Below are 13,706 nucleotides of genomic sequence, written 5' to 3' on the forward strand. Positions count from 1 at the left end.
CTCCGCCTAGAAAAAGTCGAGCCGGACGGCAAACAGCTTCTCTACCTTTTTTACAACTTCGTAAGTAGCGAAAAGGATCACCCGGTCCTTAGCTTGAATCACCGTGTCCCCGCGCGGCACCAAGACCTTTCCCCCACGATAGATCGCTCCGATGATCACACCCGATGGCAGCTTCGCTTCGCGCAGCGGATGACCTACGAGTGATGATGTTTCAAGAGCCTCCGCTTCAATCACCTCGCCAAAATCGGCACGCAGGGAGTAGACACCGCGAATTCTACCGCGACGAACGTGCTGCAGGATCGTAGAGACCGTAATAGCCCGGGGGTTGACCACGGCATCAACACCAAGGGTCGATATCAGAGACGCGTAGGTGCCCTTGTTGATAAGGGCCACGGTCCGGTCCGCCCCGGCTCTCTTGGCCAGAAGCGAGCCGATAATGTTCACTTCATCGTCGTTGGAGACGGCAACAAAGGTTTCCGTCTTGGAGACGTTTGCCTCTTCAAGGACTTCGGTATCCAGCGCATCTCCGTTCAGCACCATGGTGTGATCAAGCGTCTGTGCGACGAGCTTGGCCCGTTCACGATCATACTCGATGACCTTTACGCTAACGCCGGAATGCTTTGATTCTATCTCTTCGGCAAGCATCAGGCCGATATTGCCACCGCCGGCAATAATAACGCTCCGCCCCTCTTCCTCTTCATGGCCGAACGCCGCCATGGCACGAGACAGATGATCGACATCGCAGACAAAATAGACATCGTCGCCCGGCAACATGTGATCGTCCGGCTTTGGCACGATCCCTCGGTCATCCCGGATAATGCCGACAACAACGATGCTGAGGTCCGAGAACAGGCTGGTGAGCTGGCGCAACGGCGTGTTGACGATAGGGCACTCCTCGTCGCAGCGCACGCCAACGACACGGACATTCCCGTCCGCCATCGGCAGCACATCGAACGCGCCGGGCACCTGAAGCCGCCTTCCGATTGCTTTTGCCACTTCTCGTTCCGGCGAAATGATGTGGTCAATCGGCATGTTCTCGCGACTGAAGAGATCCGCCCAAATAGGCTGCAGATAGTCCTGTTGCCTAATTCGGGCGATCCGCGACGGCACATTGAAGAGCGAGTGTGCGATCTGACAGGCCACCATATTGACCTCGTCGGAATAGGTCACCGCGATCAGCATGTCCGCGTCACGGGTCCCCGCCCCCTCAAGAATTGACGGCAGAGATGCCAACCCGTGCACACCGCGCACATCGAGCGTTTCCGTGATCTTTCGAACCAGAGCCGCATCCTGGTCGATGACCGTCACGTCGTTGTTCTCGCCCGCGAGGTGCTGAGCGATGCTGGTGCCGACTTGACCGGCCCCGCAGATGACGACTTTCATGCCGTGATCCCGTCCTGAAGAGGGTGTTTAAGCAGAGCGTTCGGCGCTGACGCCGAGCGACTTCAATTTACGATGCAGAGCAGACCGCTCCATACCCACAAAACTGGCTGTCCTGGAGATATTGCCCCCGAACCGGTTGACCTGAGCCAGCAGATACTCCCGCTCAAACATTTCGCGGGCCTCACGCAGTGGCATCCCCATGATTTCGACCCCCTTGTCGAAATTGAGGCTGATCGGCGCGGAGGAGCCAATTTCCGGCGGCAACATATCAGCCTTCACAGGCTCGTTCGCGTCACCCGGAGCCATGATCAGCAGCCAATCGATTACATTGCGAAGCTGTCGAACATTCCCCGGCCAATCGTATGATTGCAGCGCCGCAATGGCATCCTCAGCGAGGACCCGGTGCAACATACCCGAGCTGCGCGCGGAGCGCTCGATAAAGTAATGGCAGAGCAGCGGGATATCTTCACGGCGTTCGGACAGGGCCGGCACAATAATCGGCACCACATTCAGCCGGTAATAGAGATCCTCGCGGAAACGGCCTGTAGAAATCTCCTGTTGAAGGTCTTTGTTGGTCGACGCAACGACACGCACATCAACCGCAATTTCTCGCTCTCCACCGACCCGCCGGAACCTTTGCTCCTGCAGGACCCGGACAATCTTGCCCTGGGTTTCCTTCGGCATGTCCGCAACCTCGTCAAGAAACAGCGTACCGTTATGGGCCTGTTCCAACATCCCCACGGTGCGGACTGCATCGTCAGCATCACCGTCCCGCCGTTCCGCACCGAACAGCTCAATCTCAAGTCGCTCCGGGCTGAGCGTCGCGCAGTTCAACACCGTGAATGGGCCGCTCGAACGTGCGGAATTCGTATGTATCATGCGGGCGACGACTTCTTTGCCTACACCCGCAGGTCCGGTGATCAGCACCCGGCTGTTCGTCGGCGCCACCTTCTCCACAGCCTGCGCTACCTGGGTAACTCCGGCAGAGTCCCCAATAAGTCTGTCATCCGTATCCGACCGGGCCCGGAGTTCCGCATTTTCACGCCGGAGCTGCACGGCCTCCAGTGCCCTGCCGACTTGCAGCAACATACGCTCGGTCTCGAACGGCTTTTCGATGAAATCGTAAGCACCGATCTTGATGGCAGAAACCGCAGTCTCGATAGTGCCGTGACCACTGATCATGATTACCGGCACATCAGGGTGTCCCGCACTCAATCGCTCCAGAATTCTAAGACCGTCGAGCGTGCTGTTTTCCAGCCAGATATCAAGAATGACGAGGTCAGGGCGACGAATATCGACAGCTTCCAGAGCTTCGTCACTATTGCGCGCCTGCCGCGTCTTGTAGCCTTCATCCTCAAGGATGCCAGCGAGCAGAGACCGGATATCGGCCTCATCATCTACGATGAGAATGTCATGCGCCATGATGGCTCAGCCCAAGGTCATTTTCGTGCGAGTCCGATGTCGCTTCATCCAGACGTACTTCTATGTCCGATCCAAAAACCAGGCGGACCCTTGTCCCCCCACCTTCGCGATCCATCAGCAAAATCGAGCCTCCATGATCTTCCATGATTCTCTTCACAATTGCCAGACCAAGCCCGGTGCCTTTTTCCCGGGTCGTCACATATGGCTCCGTGAGGCGGTCACGGTCCGTCGAGGGAAGCCCCCGGCCCGTATCCTCGACGTCAATCACGATCCTTCGATCCTGCCGGTTAATTGCAACAGAGATCCGTTGCCCCGGTGCTCGCTTTCCGTCTGGCTCCAACGGATTGACGGCATCGATTGCGTCAATCGCGTTCTGCAATAAGTTGGTCAAAACCTGCCTGATCTGGCGTTGATCGCACTCGAGCTCGACCGCTTCCTGATCCCCATCGAAATCAAATACGATGCCGGACTGCGCCGACTTCTGAAGAACCACCTGCTCGCGAATCAGCTGGATCAGGTTTTCAGACCGCATAACTGGGGCGGGCATCCGCGCGAAGGCTGAAAATTCATCAACCATGCGGCCAATATCACCGACTTGTCGAACGATCGTGCTGGTACATTCAACAAAAGTCTCAGGATCATCGCTTATCTGATTCAAATACTTACGTTTAAGGCGTTCGGCGGAAAGCTGAATCGGAGTCAGGGGATTCTTGATTTCGTGCGCGATCCGGCGCGCGACATCCGCCCAAGCGGCCATCCTTTGCGCCGAAAGAAGCGCCGAAATATCATCGAAAGTCAGAACGTACCCCGAAACCTTACCGTCCGCGATCTCGGCCTTGATACGTGCCAAAAGCGTGATCTTTCCGCTTTCCCTGTTTAGCTCGATCTGTTTTTCGGATTGCCGGTAAGGATTGTGCCTTGCCTGCTCCAGAAGCTCGCTCATCTCCGGAATCTGTTCCGACAGCATCCGGCCAATGAGAGATTCGATTGTCACCCCCAACAGACTGGCAGCCGATCTATTCGGCAAATTGATCCTGGCATCCGCGTCGAGACCAATCACACCGGCGGAAACCCCGCCAAGCACAGCCTCTGTGAACCGGCGCCGCGCATCGACCTGACGGTTGGCGCTCATCAACTCGCTGCGTTGCATTTCCAGTTGCCGAGTCATTCGGTTGAAGGCTCTAGCAAGAAGTCCCATCTCGTCCGCTTCGACCGGTCCCGTAACCCTGGCCGTGAGATCGCCAGAGCTAATCCGCTCAGCAGCCCCGATCAGGTCACTGATAGGCTGAACCAACCAGGTGGCGAGATTGAGGCCGATCCAGACTGCAGCCAGCAACAGCAGCAACGCTACCATGGCGAAAATCATAATGAAGGAAACCTGGATATCCAGCCGGCGTCCTTCCAATTCGGTAAACTGGTCAACGGCCTCCTTCGTACGCTCGATATAGGTGAGGATCTCGGAATCAACGAAACGGCCGACAAACAGATAGGCATCAACAAATCGGTCGAGCCGGACAAAAGCACGGATCCGATCATCCGCATCGGTGGTCAAGACAACCACCTCGCCTAGTTTAGCCTTGGCCATCGCCTCCTCGGGAAGCGGCTCGTAATCGAAGGAAAGAGCAAGGTTCGTGCGGGCTAGAACCCTGCCCGTACTGTCAAATGCCACGGCTTCCGTCAAATTGCGGAGCGCGGCTTGCGCCCGCAGAACCTGAGAGAAACGCGCCGAGTTGTTCACCAGGAACGGCGCTTCCCGATTGATATCGTTCGCCATAGCCAGAACATCGCCGCGGATGACCTGCCGATGCTCTTCAAGATAGCGCTCCGCCACTGCGACAGAGCCTGTTACAGCCGTTGAGACCCGCTCACTGAACCAGGAGCGGATACCGAAATCGAACATTACCAAAGAAAAAACAGAGACCAGGATCGTCGGAGCCACGGTCAGAACAGAGAACATGGCGACGAGGCGAACATGCAACCGCGATCCGGCGAGCCCCTGCCGCCGCTCCACCCAGAGACGGGCCAGGCGGTATGCCACCAGTACACCGAGCAACAGAAGCAAGGAGAAATCGAGATAGAGGATACCCAGAACAACATCCGGGTCCGGTCCAGCAGGACCGGCACGGGTAAAGGCCGCATAGGTCCCCAACCCCGCCATGATGGCGAGCGCGGCCAGAACATAGGCAGCCTTACGCTCGAACCCAATCCGCTGGGCCCAGATACGGAACCGCCGTGTATAGCTTCCGAGCCGGTTTTCAGAACGCGGCAGGGCAACCTCAGTGTGATGGGCGTCTGTACCTGCTTCCGCTGGCATGTCTCACCTATTAAAGGACAGATCGCGAAATGACTTTTAACCTAATCGGCCTACGCACGCACGCTTGTGATCCGCTCTATCTAACGCGCGCCTCTGACGACGGGTATTCCAAGGTCCCGGATCTTCTTGCGCAGAGTATTGCGATTGAGACCAAGCATTGAGGCGGCTTTAAGCTGGTTTCCCTTGGTCGCATCAAGAGACAACATGATCAGTGGGCGCTCAACTTCCCGCAAAATCCGGTCATGCAGTCCAGCTGGCGGCAAATTGTCGCCATGAGCTCCGAAATAGGCGCGCAAGTGCCGTTCAACCGCATCAGAAAGATTTTCGCTTTTGTCGGAAGCCTCCTCGTCCGCATCGGCGGGACTGTCCAGCAGCTCTTCGTCAATAGCAGCTGAGCCGATTACCTCTTCGGAATAGAGCGCAACCAGGCGCTTAACCAAATTCTCCAGCTCACGGATGTTCCCCGGCCAATTATAGGCAGTCAACCGCTGCATGGCGGCACCATCAACACTTTTTTCCGGCAATCCTTCTCTTTGCGCCAGGGCCAGGAAATGCCGAACGAGATCGGGAATATCCTCTTTCCGCTCCCGCAATGGAGGCAGGCGGATCGGAACGACGTTCAAGCGATAGAACAGATCTTCCCGGAACATACCCTGTCGGATCAGTTGCCTAAGATCACGGTGTGTGGCAGCAACGATGCGAACATCCACGCGAATGGCCGAGCGCCCGCCAACAGTAGTGTACTCACCTTCTTGCAAGACCCGCAGAAGACGAGTTTGCGCTTCAATCGGCATATCGCCGATTTCATCGAGGAAAAGCGTGCCGCCCCGTGCTTGCTCAAACCGGCCGCTTGACCGGGTGGTTGCACCGGTGAAGGCGCCTTTCTCGTGCCCGAACAATTCGCTTTCGATCAGCTCCCGCGGGATTGCTGCCATATTGACAGCCACGAACGGGCCATCGCGACGCTTGCCGTAATCATGCAGTGCACGGGCAACCAGCTCCTTGCCGGTTCCCGACTCGCCGGCGATCATCACCGTCAGGTCCGTTGCCATCAGACGAGCCAGCACGCGGTAAATTTCCTGCATCGCCGGAGAACGACCGATCAGCGGCAATTCCTCTTCGGAAATCTCGGCCTGCTTCGGGACGCGATTTTCCGAGCGCGCCATCAATGCCTTGCGCACGACCTGTACAAGTTCGGCCAGATCGAAGGGTTTCGGCAGATATTCAAACGCGCCGCGTTCGCTCGCCTTGACCGCAGTCAACAATGTGTTCTGAGCACTCATGACGATCACCCGTAAGTCCGGGCGGACCTTTCGGATGCGGGTCAGAAGATCGAGACCATTTTCGTCCGGCATCACCACGTCGGTAATAACCAGATCCCCTTCCCCATGCTCGACCCACTGCCAGAGAGTCGCCGCGTTCCCCGTCGAGCGAACATCCATGCCGATCCGGGTCAGGGCTTGGGTTAAAACAGTACGGATTGCCTGATCGTCATCGGCGATCAGGACCGAAGCGTTGTCCATTGTCATGCCCGTATGTCGGCCTTTGAAATATCTGCGATGGGAAGCGAGACCCTGAACTCGGTGCGCCTAGGCACTGAATCGACCTCGATCACGCCGCCATGATCCGCAACAGCCTTGGCAACAAAGGCGAGCCCAAGGCCGGACCCGTTGCGTTTAGATGTGACGAAAGGATCGAAGATTGTCGCCTTCATGTCCTCGGGAATTCCATGGCCATTGTCCCGGATCGTTACCAGAAGCGGCAGATTCACCCTCTGCGACGAACCAGGAACGGTAACCCGCATGCCATGACGATATGACGTCGACATGTGAATTTCTCCACCCCCGTCCATCTCGCCGAGAGCTTCGGATGCATTCTTCAGCAGGTTGAGGAAAATCTGAACCAGGATATCCCTGTTGCCGAGCACAGGCGGCAACGATGGATCATACCGCTCATGATACTTCACGTAGCTGCCGAAGCCGGTTTCCGCAATGCGCTGGCAGTGGTCCAGCACCTCGTGAATGTTCACTGGACTGCGTTCGATCGGACGGTCGTCCGAGAACACTTCCATACGGTCGACCAAACTGCAGATTCGGTCCGTCTCGTCACAGATCAGCTTGGTCAGTGGCAGATCCGCTTCGACCGCGTTCTGCTCCAGCAGCTGCGCAGCACCCTTGATGCCTGACAGCGGGTTTTTCACCTCATGCGCCAGCATCGACGCCATGGCAGTCACGGAACGGGCCGCGCCTTTGAAATTGAACTGCCGGTACAGCTGATTGGCGATAGATCGCATCTGCAGCGACACGATCACAGCCCCTGCCCGGTCCGTTACCGGAGAGACCTGAACGCTGACGATATGTGAGCCAATGCGCGGGCCTTCGAGAATCAGATCATAATCAAACAGAACCGACGACTGCCGCCGGGACTGACTGATCATGCTGAAGACCGGGCTGTCGAACGGCAACAGATCCGAAAGCTTTGTGCCTTGAAGAACCGACGCACTTCCCTGCAGGAAATGTTCAGCTGCCATGTTCACATAGACGATGCTGTCGCTCTCATCGAGACCGATTACCGGTGTCGGCACAGCATGGAGCACGCCTGTCGGGTCAAGTTCTGCCGACACCGAACGTGGCGCCGTTTCAACAACCATACTCATGCCGCCTGCCGGTCCAGTTCGGCCCCGTCATGGAAGAAGCGCTGGATTGCATCCTCGACGACCCGGCGGTCCATGGTGTTGTTGACTGTCTTCCGGAACTCGGCCGAACCGTTGATGCCGCTGGCGTACCAGCCTATATGCTTCCGGGCCATTCTGAGGCCAAGCGCACTCCCATAGTGCGTCAGCATATCATCCACATGTCGACGCATGATTTGACCCCGTTCCGCAAATGAAGGATCCGCGGGAACTGGCCGGCCCGCGATATGGGCCGCCACCTGAGCCGGGAACCAGGGCCGCCCATAGGCACCGCGTCCAATCATCACCCCGTCAGCGCCCGATTGGGCAAGGCATGTATCGACATCAGCCAGATTCGCAATGTCGCCATTGGCCACGACAGGCAGAGAGACCTCGCTCTTAACCTCGCGGATAAAGTTCCAATCCGCATGCCCGTTATACATCTGACACCGGGTCCGGCCGTGGATTGTCAAAAGCTGGATTCCTGCCTCTTCTGCTATCCGGGCAAGCCGCGGGGCGTTCCGGTCGCTGTCATCCCAGCCCGTCCGCATCTTTAGTGTCACCGGAACCGGCACCGCCTTGACGACGGCCTCCATGATCTTGCCTGCCAACGCCTCATCACGCATCAGTGCAGAGCCCGCGAGCTTGTTGACTACTTTCTTGGCAGGACATCCCATATTGATATCGATGATCTCGGCGCCGCGATCGACATTGAATTTCGCTGCTTCCGCCATGATCTCCGGATCCCAGCCTGCGAGCTGCACCGCCAACGGGCGCTCGGCATCCATGTCATCCGGGATCTTGAACATTTCCTCACGGACGTCTCGCAGAACGGCGGCGCTTGCAATCATCTCAGAGACGACCAGACCACACCCGAACTCCCGAACCAATCGGCGAAACGGGCGATCCGTCACCCCGGACATGGGAGCGAGAAACACCGGGTTATCGAGAGTTGTTGGGCCGATTTGAATGGTCATAAACTATGCACCCGCAATTCACTGCCCATGAATTAAGCAACTGCACGCAAAATTGTCAAAATGGTATTTTTGTATGTCGAATAAACGACGTTAGAACAAAAACTAATTTAGCTCAAAATTTCCGCCACGAATTTCACCCCTGGGTAAGCCAGAGTCAGCAGAAGATAGGCAACGAGGACCAGTCTCGCCACAGTCCGGCCACGCATGCCGAACCGGCTGTTCACCAGCCAGAGGAAGGCCATTATTACCAAAGTGACAAGCGACAAAACCGTCTTATGGTCGAACTCGAGTACATGACCGGTCAGATAATTCTGCAACGCGATACCGGTCGCCAGACCGCAAAGCAGAACAATGACCGCTGCCCCGAGAAGCTGGCTTTGCAGCTTCTCGGAATCTGCGACAGATGGGAGGATCGGTGCAATTCCGCTCGCGCTACGCTTCAGTTTGAGGGCCCGCTCCTTGATAAAAATCGCAAGCCCCGTGATGGCCGCAAGTGTCAGCAGGGCATAAGTCGTCAGCGCCACGGCAATATGGGCTGAAAACCAGGTACCCGGCAGCCCCTCGTTCAACACGATATGCGGCGCTGCGCCGGCAATTGTCGCGATCAGAGTCAGAAGGAAGAGATAGGGTACCAGCAGAACGGTCAGCCCACGTGCTTCCAGTTTGAACCAGCAGAGCGGCAGATATATCAGCATGCTGGCGCAAACCGCCAGCCAAAGCGCCATGGCGAGATCCGATCGCCACGCAGTGCCAACGGACACCAGCACAAACAGCAACGGTCCGGCAGCGGCCACGCAAAGCAGGCACCAGAAAAGGCCACCTGTCCGCTGCGGCGTGCGCAACGAGAACAGACCCACCGGAACCAGAGCCAGCAAGGCTGACATATTCAAGAGCAAAGACATTGGCATGACCGCACTATATCATGCGCTCCGCTCCGAAGTGCCAGAGCAAATTGAGGTGATTTGTGTCCCGGTCAAAGACCGCTCTTCTGATCGTCGCCGCCGGGCGTGGTACCCGGCTCGGCAGCGAAACTCCAAAGCAGTATCTGAAGGTCGGCGGGATGCCAGTCCTGCGCCACGCAGTGCTTCGCTTCCGCGCGCATCAAGCGATCGGGACCGTTCGCGTGGTGATCGATCCGGATCATCGTAGTCTTTATGAGCAGGCCGTGGCCGGAATCGATCTGCCGCCGCCGATCGAAGGTGGAGCCGAGAGGAGTCATTCCGTGCTGAACGGCCTCCGCGCGTTGCTCGAAGAGGCCCCAGAAACGGTCCTAATCCACGACGCTGCACGGCCGTTTGTCGATGGCGCCGTGATCGACCGCGTGATCGCCGCACTGGATAATGCCCCCGGTGCTATTCCCGCCCTGCCAGTGCCAGACACGCTTAAACAGGCAGCGAAACTTGGGGAGCCTATTAAGGGAACGGTCGACCGCAACACCCTGTTCCGGGCACAGACACCGCAAGGGTTTCACTATCGCACTCTCCTCGACGCCCATGAGGCAGCGGAGTCCAACACGACGGACGATGCGGCGCTGTTTGAGGCAAATAGCCTGGATGTCCAGCTTGTCGAAGGCGCAGAATCCCTTTTCAAGATCACCACGGAGGCCGACCTGATGCGGGCTGAATGCATGATGGCGTCGAGCATGGAGCCGCGCACCGGCACGGGGTTCGACGTGCACCGGCTCGGCCCCGGTGAAAGTATCATGCTCTGCGGTGTCGACATCGCACATGACCGCGCACTGATCGGACACTCCGACGCCGATGTCGGCCTGCATGCCATCACCGACGCGCTGCTCGGTGCCATTGCCGACGGCGATATAGGAAGCCATTTCCCGCCAAGCGATCCGCAATGGAAAGGTGCTGCGTCAGACCAGTTTCTGGCGCATGCCCGTGACCTTGTAGTGAAAAAAGGCGGTCGGATTACGCACATCGACGTCACCCTGATCTGCGAGCGTCCCAAAATCGGACCGCATCGCCCGGCCATGCGCCGGAGAATCGCGGAGATCATGGATCTGCCGGAAAGCCGGATCAGCGTCAAAGCGACCACATCGGAAAAACTCGGCTTTACCGGTCGTGGCGAAGGCATCGCGGCGCAGGCTGCAGCAACAGTTATGCTGCCGGCGGAAATCGACCAATGACCAGGCCGCTTCCGCTGTGTCATCCAGTAAGGGTCGCCGCCACTTTCTTCTGGAGCGGGCAAGCACCTTTCGCGCCGGGCACCTCGGGCTCCCTCGCGGCCCTGCCCTTCGCCTGGCTTTTCCTCTGGCTCGGCGGCTGGCAGCTGCTGCTGGCAGCCGCTGTCGTCGTGACGCTCGTCGGCTTCTGGTCAGCCGGCCGTTATGCCGAGTCTCTTGGATATGAAGACCCCGGGTCCGTTGTGATCGACGAAGTGGCCGGGCAGTGGATCGCACTACTGCCAGCAGCGCTCGATCCGGTCAGCTTCGCTATCGGGTTCGCCGCCTTTCGAATCCTCGACATCACCAAGCCATTTCCGGCGAGTTGGGCCGACAAGAAGCTGACCGGCGCGCTTGGTATCATGCTGGACGACATATTCGCCGGAATATACGCGGCACTGATCGTACTAGCCGCCCAGTACTTCCTATTGTCGGGGGCCTGAAAATGGACAATTTCGATGAAACCACGCGCACACTGGCGACGTCGGTTCTGGAGCACTGCAGGGCACTCGGCTGGAAAGCGGCGACAGCGGAAAGCTGCACCGGCGGCCTGATCGCGGGAGCGCTGACTGAAATCGCCGGATCGTCCGATGTCGTAGATCGTGGCTTCGTCACCTATTCAAATGAAGCAAAGATGCAGATGCTCGGCGTCTCCCGTGAAACCCTTGCAGCACATGGTGCCGTATCGGAGGAAACCGCGCGCGCCATGGCGTCAGGTGCGCTCGCCAATTCGGATGCGACGGTGACAGTCGCCGTCACCGGCGTCGCTGGCCCCGGCGGCGGGTCCGCCGAAAAACCGGTCGGCCTCGTGCATTTCGCCGCCGCAACCCCCGACGGCATCATCGCCGAACATCGGGTTTTCGAGGGCGACAGGGGCGCCGTCAGGCATCAGACAGTTCAGCATGCCCTCAAGATGATGCTTTTCCGTGCAGAAGCGATGGTGTGAAATTGGATTTAGGGGCAACCTAGAGACCGGCTCGGCGTTCCAAATAAGCCTTTTGATCAGGCGCACGGGTCATCATCGTTTCTCGCCAGGCTTCCTGCTCGGCATTAATGATTGCCAGCTCCCAGACACAGGCGACCGCAGGTCTTTCCACGGTGTTCATAGGCTCATTCGCATCGTACAGCTTACGATAGTTGTGCTGACAAAGTACCGAGCCCTGTATCCACCAATGCGCCGAAATCGAAACCCCGAGATCACCCGGGTGAAGAATGACAAAGCCCAAGCCATTGTCTTCGCCTTCCGCAGCAACACGCGGCAGAACATCCTTGATCAAAAACGCCTCAGCCTTGGACAACAAATCTTCTGCGATCTCTCTACCCTCAGCGAGAAGCCCGTAAACCTTGATCTGGAGCGGGCCAACTTCCCAGAGACCAAGATTTAACACAGCACGGGGACGAAACTCTTCGATAACCTGAACGCTCATTGCCATCCCTTCGATGAACCTTTGGCGAGACCAAGCTTGAACCACCAGCTAAATCGGGTCGAACGATGTTCCAGCAATATCTACACATTACCGGGCGTTTTGGGATTCCGCTGCGACTTCCTAGCCAAGCACCGCCAAAAACGCCTCGATATCGGCATCCAGGTCCTCCGGCGCTTCAAGACCAACGCTGAAACGCAGGAACAGATCCTCACCAGCAACCTGACCGACACTGCGGCTGTGCCCGATAGACATTGGTGCTACCAGACTTCGCGTGCCGCCCCAAGACGCGCCAATGGCAAAGGTCTTTAACGCGCCGAGCGCGTCATCCAACTTTGCTGAAGCTCCATCAGCCAAAATCACCGTGAATACACCGGCGGCACCAGTGAAATCCCTGAGCCAGAGGGCATGCCCTGGGCTACTTTCCAAAGGCGGCCAGAGAATATTGGCAACGGCCGGATGGTTTTGCAGGCGCTCTATAAGGCGCCTCGCCCCTTCGGCCGCATGATTGAAGCGCAGTGCCATGGTCTCCATGCCGCGCAGGACAAGAGCCGCATCGTCCGGCGAAACACCAATCCCTATTCGGCCCATAAAGTCGCGCACATTCAGCGCAATATCGTCGCTGGCAAAGGACATCGCCCCCATCAGCAAGTCCGAATGGCCTGACGCATACTTTGTCAGAGCTTCGGTCACGATATCCACACCGAGAGAAATCGGCTTGCAGCCCAGCGAGGTTGCCCAGGTATTGTCGCACCCGACCAGCGCGCCTGCCTTATGAGCAATTTCGGCGATAGCCGGAAGGTCCTGCACTTCCAGTGTGGTGGAACCTGGCGACTCGCACCAGACGAGTTTGGTCTCCGGCCGGATACGCCCGGCCAGGTCTTCAAGCGAAGTCGGATTGAAATACTCGGGCTCGATTCCCGATCGTTTCATATCCGCGTCCGCAAGAGCACGCATTACAGGATATGTGGTATCCGCAAGCAGCACATGGTCTCCCGCCGAGAGCAGGGCCATAGCCGCAACCGCGTTGGCGGCCTGTCCCGACGGTACCAGTAGCGTTCTCGCCGCCCTGGCGAGCCCGTTCAGCTTCGCCTCAAGCTGCCGCGTGGTCGGCGTGCCGTAGAGACCATAGGAATACCCGTCAGGGCCACGTTCGCTGCGCGCCGCATAATCAGCCGCGTCCTTGAAAACGATTGTCGAGGCACGATGGACTGCCGGGGCCAGGGACCGGTACCCGGACTCGTTAACCTCGGGCGCTACAACGCATCTTGTCTGGTCTTTCATCGGAAACTCCATCTGCCACTACACAGACGGTAGACGGAGTCGTTTTATCAAAAAAATA

The 13,706-nt window shown here is 57.9% G+C and carries 12 protein-coding genes; 3 read left to right on the plus strand and 9 right to left on the minus strand.

Annotated elements, in window-relative coordinates:
• Positions 1-6 precede the first annotated feature (6 nt).
• From trkA to ccsA, 7 genes are all read right to left on the minus strand, one after another.
• A complete protein-coding gene (gene trkA, locus ABJ076_RS16955) occupies positions 7-1,383 on the minus strand; it encodes a Trk system potassium transporter TrkA (protein WP_348185515.1) in 1,377 nt (458 codons plus the stop codon).
• A gap of 27 nt (positions 1,384-1,410) precedes the next feature.
• On the minus strand, positions 1,411-2,805 hold the full coding sequence (locus ABJ076_RS16960) for a sigma-54 dependent transcriptional regulator (protein ID WP_348185518.1): 1,395 nt from the start codon (positions 2,803-2,805) through the stop codon (positions 1,411-1,413).
• The gene (locus tag ABJ076_RS16965; RefSeq protein ID WP_348185520.1) at positions 2,795-5,119 is read right to left on the minus strand and encodes a PAS domain-containing sensor histidine kinase; all 2,325 of its coding nucleotides are present in this window, start codon (positions 5,117-5,119) and stop codon (positions 2,795-2,797) included. Before ABJ076_RS16965 ends, ABJ076_RS16960 begins: the two co-directional genes overlap by 11 nt.
• Positions 5,120-5,199: 80 nt before the next feature.
• Positions 5,200-6,642 carry a nitrogen regulation protein NR(I) gene (ntrC, locus tag ABJ076_RS16970; RefSeq protein ID WP_348185934.1) on the minus strand — a complete coding sequence of 481 codons (1,443 nt, stop codon included), beginning with the start codon at positions 6,640-6,642 and terminating at the stop codon, positions 5,200-5,202.
• Between the two features lie 2 nt (positions 6,643-6,644).
• Entirely contained in the window at positions 6,645-7,775 is a 1,131-nt protein-coding gene (locus ABJ076_RS16975) for an ATP-binding protein (RefSeq protein WP_348185522.1), read from the minus strand.
• A complete protein-coding gene (gene dusB / locus ABJ076_RS16980) occupies positions 7,772-8,767 on the minus strand; it encodes a tRNA dihydrouridine synthase DusB (RefSeq protein WP_348185525.1) in 996 nt (331 codons plus the stop codon). The genes ABJ076_RS16975 and dusB overlap by 4 nt, the downstream gene beginning before the upstream one ends.
• Before the next feature lie 107 nt (positions 8,768-8,874).
• Positions 8,875-9,669 carry a cytochrome c biogenesis protein CcsA gene (gene ccsA, locus ABJ076_RS16985; RefSeq protein WP_348185528.1) on the minus strand — a complete coding sequence of 265 codons (795 nt, stop codon included), beginning with the start codon at positions 9,667-9,669 and terminating at the stop codon, positions 8,875-8,877.
• A 62-nt stretch (positions 9,670-9,731) separates the two neighbouring features.
• Between ccsA and ABJ076_RS16990 the strand changes: the two genes are divergently transcribed.
• From ABJ076_RS16990 to ABJ076_RS17000, 3 genes are read left to right on the plus strand one after another with little or no spacing between them, the layout of a single operon-like run.
• Positions 9,732-10,904, plus strand: a complete 1,173-nt coding sequence (locus ABJ076_RS16990) for a bifunctional 2-C-methyl-D-erythritol 4-phosphate cytidylyltransferase/2-C-methyl-D-erythritol 2,4-cyclodiphosphate synthase (protein ID WP_348185531.1) — start codon at positions 9,732-9,734, stop codon at positions 10,902-10,904.
• The gene (locus ABJ076_RS16995; RefSeq protein ID WP_348185534.1) at positions 10,901-11,383 is read left to right on the plus strand and encodes a phosphatidylglycerophosphatase A; all 483 of its coding nucleotides are present in this window, start codon (positions 10,901-10,903) and stop codon (positions 11,381-11,383) included. The genes ABJ076_RS16990 and ABJ076_RS16995 overlap by 4 nt, the downstream gene beginning before the upstream one ends.
• A 2-nt stretch (positions 11,384-11,385) precedes the next feature.
• Positions 11,386-11,886 carry a CinA family protein gene (locus ABJ076_RS17000; RefSeq protein ID WP_348185536.1) on the plus strand — a complete coding sequence of 167 codons (501 nt, stop codon included), beginning with the start codon at positions 11,386-11,388 and terminating at the stop codon, positions 11,884-11,886.
• A gap of 19 nt (positions 11,887-11,905) precedes the next feature.
• Here the strand turns inward: ABJ076_RS17000 and ABJ076_RS17005 are convergent, their stop codons facing one another.
• On the minus strand, positions 11,906-12,367 hold the full coding sequence (locus tag ABJ076_RS17005; protein WP_348185538.1) for a hypothetical protein: 462 nt from the start codon (positions 12,365-12,367) through the stop codon (positions 11,906-11,908).
• 120 nt (positions 12,368-12,487) lie between these two features.
• On the minus strand, positions 12,488-13,648 hold the full coding sequence (locus tag ABJ076_RS17010; protein WP_348185540.1) for an aminotransferase class I/II-fold pyridoxal phosphate-dependent enzyme: 1,161 nt from the start codon (positions 13,646-13,648) through the stop codon (positions 12,488-12,490).
• Positions 13,649-13,706 lie beyond the last annotated feature (58 nt).

Source organism: Nisaea sp., from assembly GCF_039990255.1.
Taxonomy (GTDB): Bacteria; Pseudomonadota; Alphaproteobacteria; order Thalassobaculales; family Thalassobaculaceae; genus Nisaea.